Source organism: Stenotrophomonas sp. 220_Sma (assembly GCF_056487375.1).
On the sequence record NZ_CM151348.1, the window covers coordinates 3,668,833 to 3,687,151 of the forward strand.

Consider the following 18,319-nt stretch of genomic DNA (forward strand, 5'->3'; position numbering starts at 1 on the left):
ATCAGTATCCTGGATGCGACGAACCAATATCGGAGTTGAGTCCCTCGTCTTCGAACAATGCTTCCATGCCCCGCGAAGCATTCCAGATGCGCACGATGGAAACGTGCGCAGGTAGCTCCACGTAGTAAACCAGGTAGCCGTCGAAGCGACGAACCGGATGAAAACGCAACGGCGCTGGCAACGAGGTCAACAGACCCGCATGCAGTGCGGAACCAGCACCTGGGTGGGCCTCGATCAGCTTGACGACGGATTCCACCGCATCGATGAAGCCGATTTCCAGCACTTCTCCGCCCTGGTCTGCATACCAAGCAGCTGCCTGGTCAAGATCTCGAACCGCTGCAGGGGACCAGTGCGAGGGCTTCACTTGCGGTTCCGTGCACGCTCACGCAGCTTGTCGAAGTGATCCGGCGGCAGAGGCGTCGAAGGCCCCGATGCCAGCCCCTCGGCAATCAACTGCTTGAGCAGCGCTTCAGCCTTGCTGCGCTGACGCTGGCGGATCAGGTCACGCACGTAGTCCGACGTACTGGAGTAGCCGCCTTCGCGCACTTCCTCGTCCACGAACTGCTTGAGCGGATCGGTCAGCGAAATGTTCATGGTGGCCATGAAACTCTCCTTTGGCAGTTTTTGCCAAGTCAGTGTGCGCCCTGCCCTGGTGTCGGACAAGCCCGCCCTCGGCCTCCGGGGGCAGGCATTCAGTCCGGCATCACGCCACCTTGGCGCCTTCCAGGAAGTCCTGGGCGAAGCGCTGCAGCACGCCGCCGGCCTCGTAGATCGCCACTTCCTCGTCGCTGTCCAGGCGGCAGGTGACCGGCACGAGCACGTCCTGGCCGTCGCGGCGGTGGATGACCAGGGTCAGATCGGCGCGCGGGGTGCGCTCGCCGATCACGTCGAAGGTCTCGGTGCCGTCGATGCCCAGGGTCAGGCGGGTGGTGCCCGGCTTGAACTCCAGCGGCAGCACGCCCATGCCGATCAGGTTGGTACGGTGAATCCGTTCGAAGCCTTCGGCCGCGATCGCCTCCACGCCGGCCAGGCGCACGCCCTTGGCGGCCCAGTCACGCGAGCTGCCCTGGCCGTAGTCGGCACCGGCGATGATGATCAGCGGCTGCTTGCGGTCTATGTAGGTTTCGATCGCTTCCCACATGCGCATGACCTTGCCTTCCGGCTCCACGCGCGCCAGCGAACCCTGCTTCACGCTGCCGTCGTCGTTGCGCACCATCTCGTTGAACAGCTTCGGGTTGGCGAAGGTGGCGCGCTGCGCGGTCAGGTGGTCACCGCGGTGGGTGGCGTAGGAATTGAAGTCCTCTTCCGGCAGGCCCATCTTCGCCAGGTACTCACCGGCGGCACTGGACGCCAGGATCGCGTTGGACGGCGACAGGTGGTCGGTGGTGATGTTGTCCGGCAGCACCGCCAGCGCGCGCATGCCAGACAGCGTGCGCTCACCGGCCAGTGCGCCCTCCCAGTACGGCGGACGGCGGATGTAGGTGCTCTGCGGGCGCCAGTCGTACAGCGGGCTGACCGCCGCACCGTGCTCCACGCGCACGTTGAACATCGGGTTGTACACGCGGCGGAACTGCTCCGGCTTCACCGAGGCCTTCACCACCGCGTCGATCTCGGCGTCGCTCGGCCAGATGTCCTTCAGGCGCACCTCGTTGCCGTCGGTGTCCACGCCCAGCACGTCCTTCTCGATATCGAAGCGCACGGTGCCGGCGATGGCATAGGCGATCACCAGCGGCGGCGAAGCCAGGAAGGCCTGCTTCGCATACGGGTGGATGCGGCCATCGAAGTTGCGGTTGCCCGACAACACGGCGGTGGAATACAGGTCGCGATCGATGATTTCCTGCTGGATCTTCGGGTCCAGCGCGCCACTCATGCCGTTGCAGGTGGTGCAGGCGAAGGCGACGATGCCGAAGCCGAGCTTTTCCAGGTCCGGCAGCAGACCGGCCTCTTCCAGGTACAGCTGCACCGCCTTCGAACCCGGCGCCAGCGACGACTTCACCCACGGCTTGCGCAGCAGGCCACGCTCGTTGGCCTTGCGCGCCAGCAGTGCGGCGGCGATCACGTTGCGCGGGTTGGACGTATTGGTGCAGCTGGTGATGGCGGCGATGATCACCGCGCCATCGGGCATCAGCCCCTGCGCCTGCTCGGCCTTGCCCGCTTCCAGCTTGGCTTCGTCGGCGATGCCGCGCTCGGCCAGCTCGGCGGTGGCCACGCGCTTGTGCGGATTGGACGGGCCGGCCATGTTGCGCACCACGCTGGACAGGTCGAAGCGCAGCACACGCTCGTATTGTGCGGTGGCCAGGTCATCGGCCCACAGGCCGGTGGTACGGGCGTAGTTCTCCACCAACGCCACCTGCGATTCCTCGCGGCCGGTCAGGCGCAGGTAATCGATGGTCTGCCCGTCGATGTAGAACATCGCGGCAGTCGCGCCATACTCCGGGCACATGTTGGAAATGGTGGCGCGGTCACCGATGGTCAGTGCCGCGGCACCCTCGCCGAAGAATTCAAGATACGCACCCACCACGCGTTCCTTGCGCAGGAACTCTGTCAGGGCCAGCACTACGTCGGTGGCGGTGATGCCCGGCTGCGGCCTGCCGGTCAGCTCGACACCGATGATGTCCGGCAGGCGCATCCATGAGGCGCGGCCCAGCATCACGTTCTCCGCTTCCAGGCCGCCCACGCCGATCGCGATCACGCCCAGCGCGTCCACGTGCGGGGTGTGGCTGTCGGTGCCCACGCAGGTGTCCGGGAAGGCGACGCCGTCCTGCACGTAGACCACCGGCGACATCTTCTCCAGGTTGATCTGGTGCATGATGCCGTTGCCCGGCGGAATCACGTCCACATTCTCGAAGGCCAGCTTGGTCCAGTCGATGAAGTGGAAACGATCTTCGTTGCGGCGATCTTCGATGGCGCGGTTCTTCTCGAACGCCTGCGGATCGAAACCACCACATTCCACTGCCAGCGAGTGATCGACGATCAACTGCACCGGCACCACCGGATTCACCTTGGCCGGGTCACCACCCTTGTCGGCGATCGCATCACGCAGGCCAGCCAGGTCGACCAGTGCGGTCTGGCCGAGGATGTCGTGGCAGACCACGCGTGCCGGGAACCACGGGAAGTCGAGGTCGCGGCGGCGCTCGATCAGCTGCTTCAGCGAATCGCCAAGCGTAGCCGGATCGCAGCGACGCACCAGGTTCTCGGCCAGCACGCGCGAGGTGTACGGCAGGGTGGCATAGGCGCCGGGCTGGATCGCATCGACAGCGGCGCGCGCGTCGAAATAGTCCAGCGAGCTGCCGGGGAGGTTCTTGCGGTAATCGGTATTCATGGGCTGGCGGAGTACTTGGGGCGGGCCGGGTGCCGGCGGTGCGGCGGCGAAAGCATCCGGCCGGCACAGGGCCGGCCGGATGGATACAGCAGGTGGATCAGACGCGCTTGTCGATGGCGACGAAGTCGCGGTCTTCCGGGCCGATGTAATTGGCGCTCGGGCGGATGATCTTGCCGTCGATACGCTGCTCGACGATGTGCGCGCTCCAGCCGGCGGTGCGGGCGATCACGAACAGCGGGGTGAACATCGCGGTCGGCACGCCCATCATGTGGTAGCTGACGGCACTGAACCAGTCCAGGTTCGGGAACATCTTCTTGATGTCCCACATCACCGATTCCAGGCGCTCGGCGATGTCGTACATCTTCATGCTGGACTGCTCTTCTGACAGCTCGCGGGCCACGTCCTTGATCACCTTGTTGCGCGGATCGGAGACGGTGTAGACCGGGTGGCCGAAACCGATCACCACTTCCTTGCGCTCGACGCGGGCCTTGATGTCTTCCTCGGCTTCATCCGGGTTGTCGTAGCGCTTCTGCACTTCGAACGCCACTTCGTTGGCGCCGCCGTGCTTCGGGCCACGCAGCGCGCCGATGCCACCGCAGATCGCGCTGTACATGTCGCTGCCGGTACCGGCGATGACGCGGCAGGTGAAGGTCGAGGCGTTGAACTCGTGCTCGGCGTACAGGATCAGCGAGGTGTGCATCGCCTTCACCCACGATTCCTGCGGCTTCTCGCCGTGCAGCAGGTGCAGGAAGTGGCCACCGATCGAGTCATCGTCGGTTTCCACGTCGATGGCGCGGCCGTTGTGGCTCCAGTGGTACCAGTACAGCAGCATCGAACCGAGGCAGGCCATCAGCTTGTCGGCGATGTCACGCGCGCCCGGATGGTTGTGATCGTCCTTCTCCGGCGCCACGCAGCCGAGCACGGACACGCCGGTGCGCATCACGTCCATCGGGTGTGCCGACGGCGGCAGTTCTTCCAGCGCCGCCTTCACTGCTGCCGGAATGCCGCGCAGCGACTTCAGCTTGGCCTTGTACGAAACCAGCTCGGCGCGGGTCGGCAGCTTGCCGTGCACCAGCAGATAGGCGATTTCCTCGAACTCGCTGGTGTTGGCCAGGTCCAGGATGTCGTAGCCACGGTAGTGCAGATCGTTGCCACTACGGCCCACGCTGCACAGCGCGGTGTTGCCGGCGGCGGTGCCGGACAGGGCGACGGACTTCTTCGGCTTGAAGGTCGGGGTTGCGGTCGTATCGTTCATGTTTCCCTCCGAAAACTTGATGGTGCAGGGTACTGCTTATTTCTTGGCGGCGAACAGTGCATCGAGCTGCTGCTCGAACGCGTGGTAGCCGATGCGGTCGTAGAGTTCTTCGCGGGTCTGCATGGTCTCCACCACATTGCGCTGGTGGCCATCGCGGCGCACCGCCTGGTAGACGTTCTCGGCAGCCTTGTTGGCGGCACGGAACGCAGACAGCGGGAACAGCTGGATGGCGACGCCGGCCGAGGCCAGTTCATCGCGGCTGAACAGCGGGGTGGCACCGAATTCGGTGATGTTGGCCAGCACCGGTACCTTCACCGCGTCGACGAAGCGGCGGTAGGTGTCCAGGTCGTAGGCGGCCTCGGCGAAGATGCCGTCGGCACCCGCCTCAACGCAGGCGATGGCGCGCTCGATGGCCTTGTCCACGCCGTCCACCTGGATGGCGTCGGTGCGCGCGATCAGGAAGAAGTCCGGATCGGTCTTGGCATCGGCAGCCGCCTTCACCCGGTCGACCATTTCACCCTGCGAGACGATCTCCTTGCCCGGGCGGTGACCGCAGCGCTTGGCGCCGACCTGGTCCTCGATGTGGCAGGCGGCCGCGCCGGCCTTGATCAACGACTTCACGGTGCGCGCGATGTTGAACGCGCTCGGGCCAAAGCCGGTGTCGATGTCGACCATCAGCGGCAGATCGCAGACATCGGTGATGCGGCGCACGTCCACCAGCACGTCTTCCAGGGTATTGATGCCCAGGTCCGGCAGGCCCAGCGAGCCCGCGGCAACGCCGCCGCCCGACAGGTAGATGGCACGGAAGCCGGCGCGCTTGGCCAGCAGGGCGTGGTTGGCGTTGATCGCGCCGATCACCTGCAGCGGCGACTCGGCAGCCAGCGCCTCACGGAAACGGGCACCGGCGGAGAAAGGGGCGGAAGCAGTCATGCGGCAATCCAGGTTGAAGAACGGATGGGTAGGCGCAAGCACCATGCCAAGCTGCAAGCCGTTGATTTCACGGACATGACCGTCACTCAACAGTGAAACATATGAAACACTGAAACAGATGTATCATGAAACATCTCGCCCGTACCCGCCGCCATGTATCTGCCCCGCTCACCCCTGCGCCATGCCGATGCCGACCCCGGACGCCCGGTGATCTGGACGGTCAGCGTCTCGCGACTGACCGGCCTGCTCGGCGACGTCATTCCCGAGTTCGACCGCCGCGCGCGCATCGAGCAGATCAACCTCGGCTTCGAGGAAGCGGTGGAGGTGATCGGCCAGCGCCTGCGCCGCGAGCATTGCGATGTGGTGATTGCCGGCGGCTCCAACGCCGCCTGGCTGCGCGGCCGGTTGGAGCTGCCACTGGTGCCGATCCAGGCCAACGGCTTCGACCTGATGGAAGCACTGGCCCGTGCCCGCCGCATCGCCAGCCGCATCGGCCTGGTCACCCACGCCAGCGACGTGCCGGTGTTCAGCAACTTCCAGCAGAGTTTCGGCCTGGATATCGAGCATCGCCGTTTCGTAACCCGCGAGGATGCGCGCGACTGCATCGCCGATCTGCGCGCCAACGGCATCGAAGTGATCGTCGGCACCGGCATGGCCATCGACCACGCCGAACAGGCCGGCCTGCCCGGCGTGCTGCTGTATTCGGCCGACTCGGTGCGACAGGCGTTCGAACATGCGCTGGAACTGACCCAGACCCTGGCACGTTCCGGCAGCAACCGCCCTGCCCCACGCCGGCGCCCGGCAGCGCGTGCCGATGCGCATGAACTGCTCGGCGACAGCGAAGCGATGGCCCAGGTGCGCGCACAGATCGCGCTCTATGCACCGCACGACAGCACCGTACTGGTGACCGGCGAAACCGGCACCGGCAAGGAACTGGTGGCGCGCCAGCTGCACGCCGCCAGCGGTCGTCGCGGACGCTTCGTGGCGCTGAACTGCGGCGCCATCAGCGAATCGCTGCTGGAAGCGGAGCTGTTCGGCTATAGCGATGGCGCTTTCACCGGCGCGCGTCGTGGCGGCCGTGTCGGCCTGGTCGAAGCCGCAGACGGCGGGACGCTGTTCCTGGACGAAATCGGCGAACTGCCGCTACCGCTGCAGACCCGGCTGCTGCGCGTGCTGGAAGAACGCGAGGTACTGCGTGTCGGCGCCACCGAACCGACCCCGGTGGACCTGCGCGTGGTGGCCGCCACCCTGCAGTCGCTGGAACAGCGCGCGGCAGCCGGCAGCTTCCGGCGCGACCTGTATTACCGTCTGGCCGCGCTGCGCATCGCCCTGCCGCCGCTGCGCGCGCGGCGCAGTGATATCCCGCTGCTGGCGCAGCACTTCTTCCGCCAGCTGCGTGGCATCGATGCGCCACTGGATGAGGATGCGCTGGCGGTGCTGACCGCCGCCAGTTGGCCAGGCAACGTGCGTGAGCTGCGTAATCTGGTGGATCGGCTGCGCATCCACTGGCAGCCCGGTGAAGGGCTGATTGATGCTGCGCGACTGCTGCAGCTGGCACCCGAACTGGTGAATGAGGGCGCTGTAGCATTGCCGGTGGAAAGCAACGGGAAGCGCCCGCCGCGTGCGCAGCTGGAGACGCTGCTGCAGGAACATCGCAATGATCGCGAGGGGATGGCGCAGGCGCTGGGCGTCTCACGCACCACGTTGTGGCGCTGGCTGCGCGCGGAGGGGTTGTAACCACTCGTTGCCTGGTGGGTGCGAACCTTGGTTCGCACCGCTCTTCCGTCAAGCATCTCATCCACGCATGGCGTGGATCTACCTGGCCAGCAGCAGCTCGATTTCCTCCACCTGCACCACCGGCACCTGCCACGGGTGATGCGGCACGATGCCCTGTTCGAAGATGCGCTGCAGCCGCTGCGCGTCGCGTGGCAGGCAGAATTCCAGGCGCACGCTGTCGACCACTTCGGTGCGGCCCGCCTCACCCTGCACGGGCGACGCACCCACGCGCGGACGGAACTGTTCGAACCCCGGCGCCGACCACCACATCCCGTGCTCGTAGTCGCCGGCCGACAGCGCGTCCACCGCGAGGATGCCCTGCTTCACTGCATCCAGTGCTGCCGACGGCACGAACACCACCACACGGTACAGCGGCAGGCGTTGCATCAGGTTGCCTTACGGATACAGCAGGCGCTTGCTCCAGCGCCCTTCGGCACCAGCTTCATAGCACCAGCGTTCGTGCAGGCGGAACTGCGCGCCGTACCAGAACTCGATGCGATCGGGCACCACCCGCAGGCCACTCCAGCCGTCCGGGCGCGGCACGTCCTTGCCCTCGAAGCGGGCTTCGACCTCGGCCACGCGCGCATCGAATTCCTCGCGCGTTGCCAGCGTCTTCGACTGCTGCGAGGCCCAGGCGCCGATCTGGCTCATGCGCGGGCGGCTGGCGAAATAGGCATCGGCTTCAGCATCGGCGACCTGCTCGACACGGCCTTCGATGCGCACTTGGATACCCGCCTCGCGCAGGCTGCGCCACAGGAACAACAGCGCGGCCTGCGGATTGGCCTGCAGCTCCTGGCCCTTGTGGCTGTCCAGGTGGGTATAGAAGACGAAGCCACGCTCGTCGAAGGCCTTCAGCAGCACGGTACGCGCCGAGGGACGGCCCTGCGTATCGGCGGTGGCCACGGTCATCGCATTCGGCTCGACCTCGCGGCTCTGCTTGGCCTCGTCGAACAGGCCGGCAAACGTGGACAGGGCTTCGGCGTACAGGTCGCTCATGATTGCGTTCTTCTCACACGGATTGGGCTATTGTGGCTGCATGGCCGCTGCTGCGTATATGCCCCAGGTGAAAGGATTCCCCGAAACATTGGCCGAACAGGCGCTGGATGATGCGCTGGGCAGCGGTGCAGCGATTCCAGTATTGGCGATCAGCGGCCTGCAGGGGAGCGGCAAATCGACGCTGGCCGCGCAGGTGGTGGCGCGCGCCCAGGCACGCGGCCTGAACGCGGCCACGCTGTCGATCGATGACGTCTACCTCACCCGTGCGCAGCGCCAGCGACTGGCCCGCCAGGTGCATCCGCTGCTGATCACCCGCGGGCCGCCGGGCACCCACGACCTGCCGCTGGCCCACGGCGTGCTGGACGCGGTGGCCGCACGCCAGCCCTTCGCGATGCCACGATTCGACAAGCTGGCCGATGAACGCCTGCCCGAGGCTCAGTGGCCGCAGCTGCAGCAGCCATTGGACCTGCTGGTGTTCGAAGGCTGGTTCCTCGGCACACCGGCGCAGGATGACAACGCACTGGACAGCCCGCTGAACGCACTGGAGCGCGAGGCCGACGCCGATGGCCGTTGGCGCCGCTGGTGCAACCAGGCGCTGGCCCGCGACTACCCGGCGTTGTGGCAGCGCTGCGACCGCCTGTGGTTCCTGCAGCCGCCGGATTTCTCGGTGGTACCACGCTGGCGCTGGCAGCAGGAGCAGAACCTGCAGGCCGCGCAGCCGGGCCGGCACGGCATGAGCCGGCCTCAGCTGGAACGCTTCGTGCAGTACTACGAGCGGGTCAGCCGGCAGGCACTGCGCGCCCTGCCCGCCCTGGCCGACCACGTGGTGGTGCTGGACGGCCAGCGCCAGGTGCAGGACGTACGCTGAGCGCGCCTATTCCACCAGGAAGGTCACCCGCAGGTTGACCCGCCATTCGGTGATCTCGCCACTGCCATTGGTGACCACTTTGGTCTCGTTCACCCAGGCGCCCTGGATGCCCTTGACCGTCTCGGAAACCTTCTTCAGCCCGCTGCGCACGGCGTCTTCCACGCTTTTGGGCGAGGAGGCGGTGATTTCGATGACCTTGGCGACCGTCATGGTCTGTACTCCGGCTGGCGCGGGAGACCCCGCAGGAACGCCTACCCTGACGTGAAGAACGTAAAGGCAAGGGCACGGAGGTGTTAGCATCAGAGGGCATGAATCCTGCTCCGAACCTGATCCTGATCGGCCCGATGGGCGCCGGTAAAACCTGCATCGGCCGCCGCTTGGCCGAGCGCTTCACGCTGGACTTCGTCGATGTCGACCAGGCCATCGTCGATGCCGCCGGCGCCAGCATCCCGACCATCTTCGAGCACTCGGGTGAAACCGGCTTCCGCAGCCATGAGCGCGAAGCCTTGGCCCGTGTGCTGGAAGGCCGCGGCCAGCTGGTCTCCACCGGTGGCGGCGCCGTACTGGATCCGGACAACCGTGCGCTGATCGCCCAGCGCGGCTTCGTGGTCTACCTGCGGGTCAGCGTGGCCGCGCAGCTGGAACGCCTGGCCCGCGACAAAGGCAGGCCACTGCTGCAGCGCCCGGACCGCGAGCAGGTGCTGCACGATCTGGCTGCTCACCGCGACCCGCTGTACCGCGAACTGGCCGACCTCACCCTCGATACCGACCCGTATACCGCTGCCGACGCGACCGCCCACCTGGTGGTCAAGCTGGCCACGCAATGGCAGCGCCAGGACCTGACCGCATGACTTCCCCCGCCCTGTTGCAGGTCGCCGTTGGCGGCGACCGCCCCTACTCCATCACCATCGGCGCTGGTGCCCAGGCCGACGGCTCCGCGCTGGCCTCGCATGTGCGCGGCCGCCACGTGCTGCTGCTCAGCGACAGCGAAGTCGCCCCGCGCTATCTGGCATCGGTCAAACAGACGCTGCTGGCCGCACGCGCGGACCTGATCATCGGCGAGCACGTGCTGGCTGCCGGCGAAGCCTCCAAGACCCTGGCCGAGTTCGGCCGCGCGATCGAAGCACTGGCCGCGCTCGGTGCCACCCGCGACGCCTGCGTGTTCGCCCTCGGCGGCGGCGTGGTCGGTGACCTTGCCGGTTTCGCTGCCGCCTGCTGGATGCGCGGGGTGGACTGCGTGCAGCTGCCGACCACCCTGTTGGCGATGGTCGATTCGTCCGTGGGCGGCAAGACCGCGGTCGACATTCCGGCCGGCAAGAACCTGGTCGGCGCATTCCATCCGCCGCGCGCGGTCATTGCCGATACCCGCGTGCTGGCCACCCTGCCGCCGCGCGAGCTGCGCGCCGGCCTGGCCGAAGTGGTGAAGTACGGCGCGCTGGGCGATGCAGTGTTCTTCGAATGGCTGCAGCAGCACGCCGATGCGCTGCTGGCCGGCGAAGACAACGTGCTTTCCGAAGCCATCGCGCGCAGTTGCCGGCACAAGGCCGCCATCGTCGAGCGCGATCCGTTCGAGAAGGGGGAACGTGCCCTGCTCAACTTGGGACACACCTTCGGCCACGCCATCGAGACCGAACAGGGCTACTCCGCCCCCGGCCGCGATGCGCTGAACCATGGCGAGGCCGTAGCGGTGGGCATGGTGCTGGCGGCGAAGCTGTCCACCGACCTGGGCCTGGCCGACGATGCCGACCGCGCGCGCCTGCAGGCCCTGCTGGAACGCCTCGGCCTGCCGGTGGCGATCCCCGCAGGACTGGACCCGCAGGCCCTGCTCGGCCGCATGCGGCTGGACAAGAAGAACGTGGCCGGCCGCCTGCGCCTGGTGCTGTGGCGTGGCATGGGCCGCGCCGAAGTGGTGCCGGACGTGGATGAGGCAGCGGTGCTGAAGGTGCTGTCGGCCCGGTAGTGCCGGCCAACGGCCGGCACCACCGCGTTGCGGCCGGGGTCACCCTGGCCCCGCTACAATCGGCGCCATGCACGTCTACCTGCAACATCCCGACGCCGGTGCGCAGGCACCGCGCTTCCTGCGCCTGAGCCTGCAGCCGGATCTGTTCGGCGGCTGGGAACTGCTGCGCGAGAGCGGCCGCGTCGGCAGCCGCTCGCAGCTGCGGCGCGAGCTGTTCCTGCAGGCTGACGAAGCCCGCCATGCCTTCGAGAAGGCCCGCGATGCCGAACTGCATCGCGGCTTCCAGATCCTCTCGCACGGCGACTGACGCCGCTGCCAACTTTCGTCCAAGGAATGCCCATCGTGACCAGCCCTCTCCGCAACGATCGCCTGCTGCGCGCCCTGCGCCGCGAACCGGTGGACTGCACCCCCGTCTGGCTGATGCGCCAGGCCGGCCGCTACCTGCCGGAGTACCGCGCGACCCGGGCCAAGGCCGGCAGCTTCCTGGCCATGGCCAAGAATCCGGAGATTGCCTGCGAGGTTACCCTGCAGCCGCTGCGCCGCTTCCCGCTGGATGCGGCCATCCTGTTCTCGGACATCCTCACCATTCCCGATGCGATGGGCCTGGAGCTGTACTTCGTCGAAGGCGAAGGCCCGAAGTTCCGCCACCCGGTGCGTGATGAAGCGGCCATCGCCAGGCTGGCGGTCCCGGACATGGAACAGGACCTGGGCTACGTGATGGACGCGGTGCGCCTGATCCGCCGTGAGCTGGACGGCCAGGTGCCGCTGATCGGTTTCTCCGGCAGCCCGTGGACGCTGGCCTGCTACATGGTGGAAGGCGGCGGCAGCAAGGACTTCGCGCGGATCAAGGCGATGGCACTGAACCATCCGCAGGCCCTGCACCGCCTGCTGGAGGTCACCACCGAGGCGGTGATCGCCTATCTCGGCGCGCAGCGCGCGGCCGGTGCACAGGCGCTGCAGGTGTTCGACACCTGGGGCGGCGTGCTGTCGCCGTCGATGTACCGCGAGTTCTCGCTGCGCTACCTGCAGCGCATCGCCGAGGGCCTGGAGCGCGGCGAAGGCAACGAGCGCACCCCGCTGATCCTGTTCGGCAAGGGCACCGGCCTGCACCTGGAAGCGCTGTCGCAGACCGGTGCCGATGCGCTGGGCCTGGACTGGACGCTGGATCTGGACGAGGCGATGCGCCGCACCGGCGGCCGCGTCGCCCTGCAGGGCAACCTCGACCCGACCACCCTGTACGCCTCGCCGGATGCGATCGCCGCCGCAGCAGCACGCGTGCTCGACACCTATGCCGCCGGCAACGGTGGTTCGCGCGAGGGCCATGTGTTCAACCTCGGTCACGGCATGTCGCCGGACATGGACCCGGCGCACGTGCAGGTGCTGGTCGACGCAGTGCACGCGCACAGCCAGCGCTGAGCATTGCGCATGCGGTTGCGGTTGCGGCGCGATATTGATCGCGCCGTGACCCGCAGTGCGCGATCATGGCGTCCCCCACGCTGCACCGGCCACACCCCATGTCTACATCGCCATCGACCTACAACCGCCAGCGCCCCCTGCTGTGGCTGGTTTCGTTGGCGATCTTCATGCAGATGCTGGACTCGACCATCGTCAACACGGCCTTGCCGGCGATGGCGGCCAGCCTGGGCGAAAGCCCGCTGCAGATGCAGTCGGTGGTGTTCAGCTACGCATTGGCGGTAGCCACCTTCATTCCCGCCTCAGGATGGATCGCCGACCGCTACGGCACGCGTCGTACCTTCCTGGTAGCGATCATCCTGTTCACCCTCGGCTCGCTGGCCTGCGCGCTGGCCCAGCACCTGCACCAGCTGGTTGGGGCACGTGTGCTGCAGGGTATCGGCGGTGCGATGCTGCTGCCGGTCGGACGCCTGGCAGTGATGCGTTCGGTGCCACGCGAGGACTTCCTGCGCGCGATGAGCTTCATCGCCATCCCCGCGCTGGTCGGCCCGTTGATCGGCCCGACGTTGGGTGGCTGGCTGGTCGAGATCGCGTCGTGGCACTGGGTGTTCCTGATCAACCTGCCGATCGGCGTGATCGGTTTCATCGCCGCGATGAAGATCATGCCCGACCACTACGCCAGCCATCGCACCCGTTTCGACCTGCGCGGCTACATCATGCTGGCCTTTGCGATGGTGGTGCTGTCGTTGGCGCTGGACGGCATCTCCGGGCTCGGAACGCCACACGCGCTGGTCATGCTGATGACCGTGGCCGGCCTGGCCGCGTTGGTGGGTTATTGGCTGCACGCCGCCAACTCGACTGCGCCGTTGTTCTCGCTGGCCCTGTTCCGCGTGCCCAGCTACCGCATCGGCATCCTTGGCAACCTGTTCTCGCGCATCGGCAGCAGCGCCATGCCGATGCTGATCCCGCTGCTGCTGCAGGTCGGCCTGGGCCTGGGCCCGATGAACGCCGGCCTGATGATGGTGCCGGTGGCGGCGGCCGGCATGGTGTCGAAGAAGCTGGCGGTGAAGCTGGTCGAGCGCTACGGCTACCGCCGCGTGCTGATGGTCAACACCGTGCTGGTGGGCCTGGCGATGGCCAGCTTCATCCTGATGACGCCCGGCCAGCACCTGGCCTGGCGCCTGCTGCAGCTGGCGTTCTTCGGCGCGGTCAATTCACTGCAGTTCACCGTGATGAACACCGTGACGCTGCGGGATCTGGACCGCGAGTTCGCCAGTTCCGGCAACAGCCTGCTGTCGATGGTGATGATGCTCGCCGCCGGTTTCGGTGCCGCGGCGGCCGGCAGCCTGCTGGCCGCGTTCGGCAATCACCTGGACAGCAACAGCGCCACCGCGGCACTGCATGCGACGTTCCTGTGCGTGGGCGCGATCACCCTGACCTCGACGATGATCTTCTGGCAGCTGCCGGACACCAAGCCGGAGCCACGGCAGGTCGAGCACGTCGCGGAGTGAGGGGGTTCGGCAGGGTTGCACCCTGCACCCGCAGAGGCCCAACCCGAAGCAACAGCAACAGCAACAGCAACAGCAACAGCGAGCATTCCGTGGGATGGCGGGGCAGTGTGGGCTTGCAGGACACGCCGTAAACCCGTCCATGGGGGCTCGATGGCGCCATCCATGGCGCCAACGGTCCTGCAAGCCCACACCGCCCCACCTCTGACAGGTTCACGCGGCTGTGGGTAACGGCGACTGTTGGAACGCGCGGTTGTTGGTAGGTGTCGACCTTGGTCGACACATCTGTCAGATATCGAATTCCAGATTGGGGTCAGAGCCCGTTGCGCGCCAACGGGATCCGACCCCGTGCTCCGACAGATCGCGGAAAACTGTCGAAGGCGGGGTGGGTTCGGTTGCGGGGGCGTGAGCCGCATGGGCCCGAGGCATGCCTCGGGCGAGTTGGGCAGGAGGCCCAACCCCGGTCTTGCCGTGTGCGCAGGACAGCGCACACGAGCAAGCGGCGACCGAGCTTACATGGGTGAGGGCGCTTTGCTTGCGAAGCACCGCTTCGCAAGCGCCCGAACGCACAGCCGCCAGCGGCTGGGCCGGGCCCCGGAGGGGGACTTGCAGCGTCCCCCGCAACCGGACCCACCCCGCCATCCCACGGATTGCACGCTTTTGACGTTGACGTTGCTTCTGCAGGTGCAGGGCTGCAAGCCCTGCAATAAACCCTACCTTCCCATCACCCTGGCAATCGCTTCCACCAGCAGTTCCCCGGTCACCGGCTTGCGCAGGAAGCCACCGATGCCGGCCGCCTCCACCTGCTGCTGCAGGTCCGGGTCGGTACGTGCGGTCACCGCCAGCAGTGGCAGCATGTAGCCCTGGTTGCGCAGATGCTGGGCCAGCTCGAAGCCGCTCAGGCCCGGCAGGTCGAGATCCAGCAGGCCGACGTCGAAATCACCGGCACTGATCTCACGCAGTGCCGCCAGCGCATGGCCCGCATGTACCACCTCGTGCCCGCGCGCACTCAGCAGCCCGCGCACCACATCGGCCACAGTCGCGTCGTCCTCCACCAGCAGTACCCGCAATGGCGGCATGTTGGCCGCGTCCTCGCGGTGCGTTTCACCATCTGCTTCGGCATCGGCATCGACCACCATCGGCAACGGCAACGTCACGCCGAAGCAGGTGCCGCGACCGAGCTGGCTCTCCACCTGGATCCGCCCCTGCATCGCATGCGCCAGTTCGCGGCAGATCGCCAGGCCCAGGCCACTGCCGCCGTACTGCGCCGCGGTACGTGCACCATCGGCCTGCTCGAAGCGGCGGAACAGGCGTTGCTGTTGCTCCTGGCTGATGCCGGGGCCGGTGTCGCGCACTTCGAAATGCAGAGATCGCAGCTCGGCGTCGCTGCGCGCGTGCAGGGTGATGGTGCCGCGGCTGGTGAACTTGACCGCATTCGAAAGCAGGTTCAGCAGGATCTGCCGTACCCGCATCGCGTCGCCGGTGGCCTGCAGGCCGGGCGGCAACTGGTTGTCGAGGGTGAAGCGCAGGCCCTTCTGTGCAGCCAACGGGCCCATCAGCGCCGCCAGGTCCTGCAGCAGGCAGCTCAGCGCGAACGGCTTGGACTGCAACTCCAGACGGCCCGATTCGATCCGCGCCAGGTCCAGCGCATCGTTGACCAGATGCAGCAGGTGCTCGCCGGCGTGGCGGATTGATTGTGTATAGCCGCGCTGCTGCGGATCCAGCGGTGAGGACAGCAGCAGCTCGCTCATGCCGAGCACACCGGTCATCGGCGTGCGGATCTCATGACCAAGGTTGGCCAGGAAGCGGGTCTTGGCCGCCGACGCCTGCTCGGCCAGCTCCTGCTTGTGCAGCGCCAGCTGATAGGCGTGGCGACGCTGCAGGCGCCGACGGTACAGCCAGGCGAACCAGCTGGTCAGCAGCAGCGCGAACGAGGCCAGCACCAGCAGGCCGGACAGGCTGCGCCACCACGGTGGCTGCACGCGGAATTCCAGGCTCTGCACCCGTGACCAGACATGGTCGGCCGACCGCGCCTGCACTTCCAGCCGATAGCTGCCCGGTGCCAGCCGCGAGAACAAGCGCTCACCGGCCGGTCCCACTTCCACCCAGTCCGGGTCATAGCCGGCCAACCGGTAACGATAGGTATTGGACGCCGAATCGGCGAACGACAACAGGCGCGCGACGATGCGCAGATCGCGGTCGCCATCGGCGATCTGCAACGGCGTGTCGTGGGTGAGGTCCAGCACCTGCTCGTTGCGGCGCACCTCCACCCGCTCGATCACCAGCGGCGCACGCCGCATCGAGGGCCGCACCTGCTCCGGGTCGAACACCACCACACCGGCCGGCGTACCAGCCACCAGATGGCCGTCTCCCGACATCACCAGCGTGTGCTCGCGGAATTCCTGGCTCGGCAGGCCGTCATGCACGCCATACAGGCGCACGCTCTGGCCATCGGCGCCGATGCGCACCAGGCCACGCGCGCTGGTTGCCCACGCCACCCCCTGCGCATCGACCACCAGCCCCGAAGCGGAGATCGCCGGGTAGCCCTGCTCGGCACCGATCACGGCCTGCCGCTCCAGCCGGCCCTGGCTCCAGCGGTAGCGCGACAGGCGGCCATCCTCGGACAGCCAGACCTGGCCATCGCTGCCCACGTGCAGTGCATGGATCGCGGTCGCCGGTGCGCCCGGCACCGGCTGGAAGCGCTCGCTTTCCGGCAGCCACTGCAGCAGGCCTCGGCTGCTGGCCAGCCAGATATGGTCCTGCGGCCCGCATTCCACATCGAGATTGAGCTGGCCCTGCTGCAATCCGCGCCGGCCATTGTCCAGCTGGCGCCGCAGGCGCCCATCCAGATCGCGCTGCTGAAGACCCGACGGCAGCATCAGCCAGAGGCTGTCACCATCACAGGTCATCATCGATTCGATGACCCCTTCCATGGTCGCGTCGGCGCCGGCATCCCGGCCCCAGCGGCGCAGATCACGCCGCTTCGGGTCGTAGCGCAGCAGCGCGTCGTTGGAGCCGATCCAGACCTGGCCGCGGCGATCCTCGCGCACCGAGGTCAGCCAGTGCATGCCGTTGACCCAGGTGCGGTGCTGTTCGATGCGGCCGGTCTTCGGATCGAAGCGGTCCAGCGCGCCGTGGCTGCCGACCGTCCAGATGCCGCCGTTGCTGGACGGGCTGGTACCCAGCACGAAGGCATTGCGCAGCGAGCGCGGGTCGTCCTCCAGCCGCGACAGCACCGAGAACTGCCACCAGCGCGGCAGCAGGTGCCACAGGCCGGCGTTGGTGCTGGCCAGCCAGATGCCCCCCTCGCGATCCTCGTAGGCGCCGGTCCAGTTCGGGCGTACCGGGCCACGCGCCACCGCGCTGTACAGCGGCACGGCCTGGTACTGGCCATCGACCGCGCGGCCAAGGCCGGTGCGGGTGTCCAGCCAGTGCCCGCCCTGCTCGTCGCGCAGCATCATGCCCAGCACCTGTTCGCCTTCGGGCAGCTTCCAGGACGGTGCCTCGAAACGACCATCGGGACGACGCACGATGGCACCGGCCATCGTGCTGATCCAGAGGCTGCCATCGGGCTCGGCCGTCAGGCCATTGATCAGCAGGCTGGGAACGATGCCGGCACCAACCCGTTCAAAGTCCGTGCCGGTCCAGCGCGCGACGCCATGCTTGGTGCCTATCCACAGGCTGCCATCGGCCAGGGTTGCCAGATAGGGCACCGATGCGGCCGGCAGGCTGCGTGGGTTGTTCGCTTCGGGCAGGAAGCGCTGCAGCCGGTCCTGGTTGTCCAGGCGGTACAGACCACCTTCGTGGGTGCCGAACCAGACCGAACCATCCGGCGTGGTGGCCAGGCTCCAGACCGTGTTGGTGCCCATCAACGGCTCGCTGCTGCGGTCGTAGAAATGCAGCTGGCGACGATCGGCCGACATCCGTACCAGACCGGCGTTCTCGGTGCCGATCCAGAGCTGGTTGCGGGCATCGACCAGCACCGTCCAGATGCGGTTGTCGCGCAGGCCGTCTTCCGAGCGCCAGATCCGGTAGTTGCGCCCGTCGTAGCGGGCCAGACCGTCGTTGGTGGCGATCCAGAGGTAACCGTAACGATCCTCGGCCATGCGGTTCACGGTATTGGACGGCAAGCCGTCGAACACCGTCACCTGACGCGGGCTCGGTGGCACCGGCTGCGCCGCAGCGGGCGACAGGCAGCACAGGAGGACCAGCAGCAGCATCGCCGCCCGCAGATACACCACCGATTGCCTCCTCACACTGCTTCTGATGATTCCCGCACTACGGGCGTCGG

The 18,319-nt window shown here is 67.2% G+C and carries 16 protein-coding genes; 7 read left to right on the plus strand and 9 right to left on the minus strand.

Annotated features, from left to right (window positions below; genetic code table 11):
* Position 1: 1 nt before the first annotated feature.
* The 5 genes from ACZLIB_RS17225 to prpB all read right to left on the minus strand — a co-directional run bounded on the left by ACZLIB_RS17225 (position 2) and on the right by prpB (position 5,507).
* Complete coding sequence (locus ACZLIB_RS17225; protein WP_478468232.1) at positions 2 to 364, minus strand: type II toxin-antitoxin system RelE/ParE family toxin; 363 nt, start codon at positions 362 to 364, stop codon at positions 2 to 4.
* Positions 361 to 603 carry a type II toxin-antitoxin system ParD family antitoxin gene (locus ACZLIB_RS17230; RefSeq protein ID WP_049401389.1) on the minus strand — a complete coding sequence of 81 codons (243 nt, stop codon included), beginning with the start codon at positions 601 to 603 and terminating at the stop codon, positions 361 to 363. The genes ACZLIB_RS17225 and ACZLIB_RS17230 overlap by 4 nt, the downstream gene beginning before the upstream one ends.
* A 100-nt stretch (positions 604 to 703) precedes the next feature.
* The gene (acnD, locus tag ACZLIB_RS17235; RefSeq protein ID WP_478468234.1) at positions 704 to 3,322 is read right to left on the minus strand and encodes a Fe/S-dependent 2-methylisocitrate dehydratase AcnD; all 2,619 of its coding nucleotides are present in this window, start codon (positions 3,320 to 3,322) and stop codon (positions 704 to 706) included.
* A 97-nt stretch (positions 3,323 to 3,419) separates the two neighbouring features.
* Positions 3,420 to 4,577, minus strand: coding sequence for a bifunctional 2-methylcitrate synthase/citrate synthase (gene prpC, locus ACZLIB_RS17240; RefSeq protein WP_014038133.1), 1,158 nt, complete (start codon positions 4,575 to 4,577; stop codon positions 3,420 to 3,422).
* A gap of 36 nt (positions 4,578 to 4,613) precedes the next feature.
* A complete protein-coding gene (gene prpB / locus ACZLIB_RS17245; protein WP_005418360.1) occupies positions 4,614 to 5,507 on the minus strand; it encodes a methylisocitrate lyase in 894 nt (297 codons plus the stop codon).
* 153 nt (positions 5,508 to 5,660) lie between these two features.
* On the opposite strand from prpB, the gene prpR reads away from it, so the two are divergent.
* Positions 5,661 to 7,244: a propionate catabolism operon regulatory protein PrpR gene (prpR, locus tag ACZLIB_RS17250; protein WP_478468236.1), complete on the plus strand. Its 1,584-nt coding sequence runs from the start codon at positions 5,661 to 5,663 to the stop codon at positions 7,242 to 7,244.
* 78 nt (positions 7,245 to 7,322) lie between these two features.
* On the opposite strand, the gene ACZLIB_RS17255 is transcribed toward prpR, so the two are convergent.
* Together ACZLIB_RS17255 and pdxH are read right to left on the minus strand one after the other, a co-directional pair.
* On the minus strand, positions 7,323 to 7,670 hold the full coding sequence (locus ACZLIB_RS17255; protein WP_478468237.1) for a YqfO family protein: 348 nt from the start codon (positions 7,668 to 7,670) through the stop codon (positions 7,323 to 7,325).
* Between the two features lie 9 nt (positions 7,671 to 7,679).
* Positions 7,680 to 8,279: a pyridoxamine 5'-phosphate oxidase gene (pdxH, locus tag ACZLIB_RS17260; protein ID WP_142806555.1), complete on the minus strand. Its 600-nt coding sequence runs from the start codon at positions 8,277 to 8,279 to the stop codon at positions 7,680 to 7,682.
* A gap of 40 nt (positions 8,280 to 8,319) precedes the next feature.
* Here pdxH and ACZLIB_RS17265 point away from each other — a divergent pair, with 40 nt between their 5' ends.
* Positions 8,320 to 9,147: a kinase gene (locus tag ACZLIB_RS17265; protein ID WP_478468238.1), complete on the plus strand. Its 828-nt coding sequence runs from the start codon at positions 8,320 to 8,322 to the stop codon at positions 9,145 to 9,147.
* Positions 9,148 to 9,153: 6 nt separating this feature from the next.
* On the opposite strand, the gene ACZLIB_RS17270 is transcribed toward ACZLIB_RS17265, so the two are convergent.
* Complete coding sequence (locus ACZLIB_RS17270) at positions 9,154 to 9,357, minus strand: dodecin family protein (protein ID WP_005410663.1); 204 nt, start codon at positions 9,355 to 9,357, stop codon at positions 9,154 to 9,156.
* Between the two features lie 98 nt (positions 9,358 to 9,455).
* On the opposite strand from ACZLIB_RS17270, the gene ACZLIB_RS17275 reads away from it, so the two are divergent.
* The 5 genes from ACZLIB_RS17275 (at position 9,456) to mdtD (ending at position 14,031) form a co-directional block, all read left to right on the plus strand.
* Positions 9,456 to 9,998, plus strand: a complete 543-nt coding sequence (locus tag ACZLIB_RS17275; protein ID WP_032127802.1) for a shikimate kinase — start codon at positions 9,456 to 9,458, stop codon at positions 9,996 to 9,998.
* The gene (gene aroB / locus ACZLIB_RS17280; protein ID WP_478468240.1) at positions 9,995 to 11,107 is read left to right on the plus strand and encodes a 3-dehydroquinate synthase; all 1,113 of its coding nucleotides are present in this window, start codon (positions 9,995 to 9,997) and stop codon (positions 11,105 to 11,107) included. The genes ACZLIB_RS17275 and aroB overlap by 4 nt, the downstream gene beginning before the upstream one ends.
* 67 nt (positions 11,108 to 11,174) lie before the next feature.
* Positions 11,175 to 11,414 carry a WGR domain-containing protein gene (locus ACZLIB_RS17285; protein ID WP_032127800.1) on the plus strand — a complete coding sequence of 80 codons (240 nt, stop codon included), beginning with the start codon at positions 11,175 to 11,177 and terminating at the stop codon, positions 11,412 to 11,414.
* Positions 11,415 to 11,440: 26 nt separating this feature from the next.
* Positions 11,441 to 12,523: a uroporphyrinogen decarboxylase gene (gene hemE, locus ACZLIB_RS17290; protein WP_032127799.1), complete on the plus strand. Its 1,083-nt coding sequence runs from the start codon at positions 11,441 to 11,443 to the stop codon at positions 12,521 to 12,523.
* Positions 12,524 to 12,621: 98 nt separating this feature from the next.
* Positions 12,622 to 14,031: a multidrug transporter subunit MdtD gene (gene mdtD, locus ACZLIB_RS17295; protein ID WP_010482759.1), complete on the plus strand. Its 1,410-nt coding sequence runs from the start codon at positions 12,622 to 12,624 to the stop codon at positions 14,029 to 14,031.
* Between the two features lie 710 nt (positions 14,032 to 14,741).
* Here mdtD and ACZLIB_RS17300 read toward each other — a convergent pair.
* Positions 14,742 to 18,269, minus strand: coding sequence for a hybrid sensor histidine kinase/response regulator (locus ACZLIB_RS17300; RefSeq protein WP_478468241.1), 3,528 nt, complete (start codon positions 18,267 to 18,269; stop codon positions 14,742 to 14,744).
* Positions 18,270 to 18,319 lie beyond the last annotated feature (50 nt).

Coding starts and splice junctions, on each gene's coding strand:
- aroB (WP_478468240.1), top strand. CDS start 9,995: ATGACTTCCCCCGCCCTGTTGCAGGTCGCCGTTGGCGGCGACCGCCCC.
- ACZLIB_RS17230 (WP_049401389.1), bottom strand. CDS start 603: ATGGCCACCATGAACATTTCGCTGACCGATCCGCTCAAGCAGTTCGTG.
- pdxH (WP_142806555.1), bottom strand. CDS start 8,279: ATGAGCGACCTGTACGCCGAAGCCCTGTCCACGTTTGCCGGCCTGTTC.
- acnD (WP_478468234.1), bottom strand. CDS start 3,322: ATGAATACCGATTACCGCAAGAACCTCCCCGGCAGCTCGCTGGACTAT.
- ACZLIB_RS17255 (WP_478468237.1), bottom strand. CDS start 7,670: ATGCAACGCCTGCCGCTGTACCGTGTGGTGGTGTTCGTGCCGTCGGCA.
- prpR (WP_478468236.1), top strand. CDS start 5,661: ATGTATCTGCCCCGCTCACCCCTGCGCCATGCCGATGCCGACCCCGGA.
- prpB (WP_005418360.1), bottom strand. CDS start 5,507: ATGACTGCTTCCGCCCCTTTCTCCGCCGGTGCCCGTTTCCGTGAGGCG.
- prpC (WP_014038133.1), bottom strand. CDS start 4,577: ATGAACGATACGACCGCAACCCCGACCTTCAAGCCGAAGAAGTCCGTC.
- mdtD (WP_010482759.1), top strand. CDS start 12,622: ATGTCTACATCGCCATCGACCTACAACCGCCAGCGCCCCCTGCTGTGG.
- ACZLIB_RS17265 (WP_478468238.1), top strand. CDS start 8,320: ATGGCCGCTGCTGCGTATATGCCCCAGGTGAAAGGATTCCCCGAAACA.
- hemE (WP_032127799.1), top strand. CDS start 11,441: ATGCCCATCGTGACCAGCCCTCTCCGCAACGATCGCCTGCTGCGCGCC.
- ACZLIB_RS17270 (WP_005410663.1), bottom strand. CDS start 9,357: ATGACGGTCGCCAAGGTCATCGAAATCACCGCCTCCTCGCCCAAAAGC.
- ACZLIB_RS17275 (WP_032127802.1), top strand. CDS start 9,456: ATGAATCCTGCTCCGAACCTGATCCTGATCGGCCCGATGGGCGCCGGT.
- ACZLIB_RS17285 (WP_032127800.1), top strand. CDS start 11,175: ATGCACGTCTACCTGCAACATCCCGACGCCGGTGCGCAGGCACCGCGC.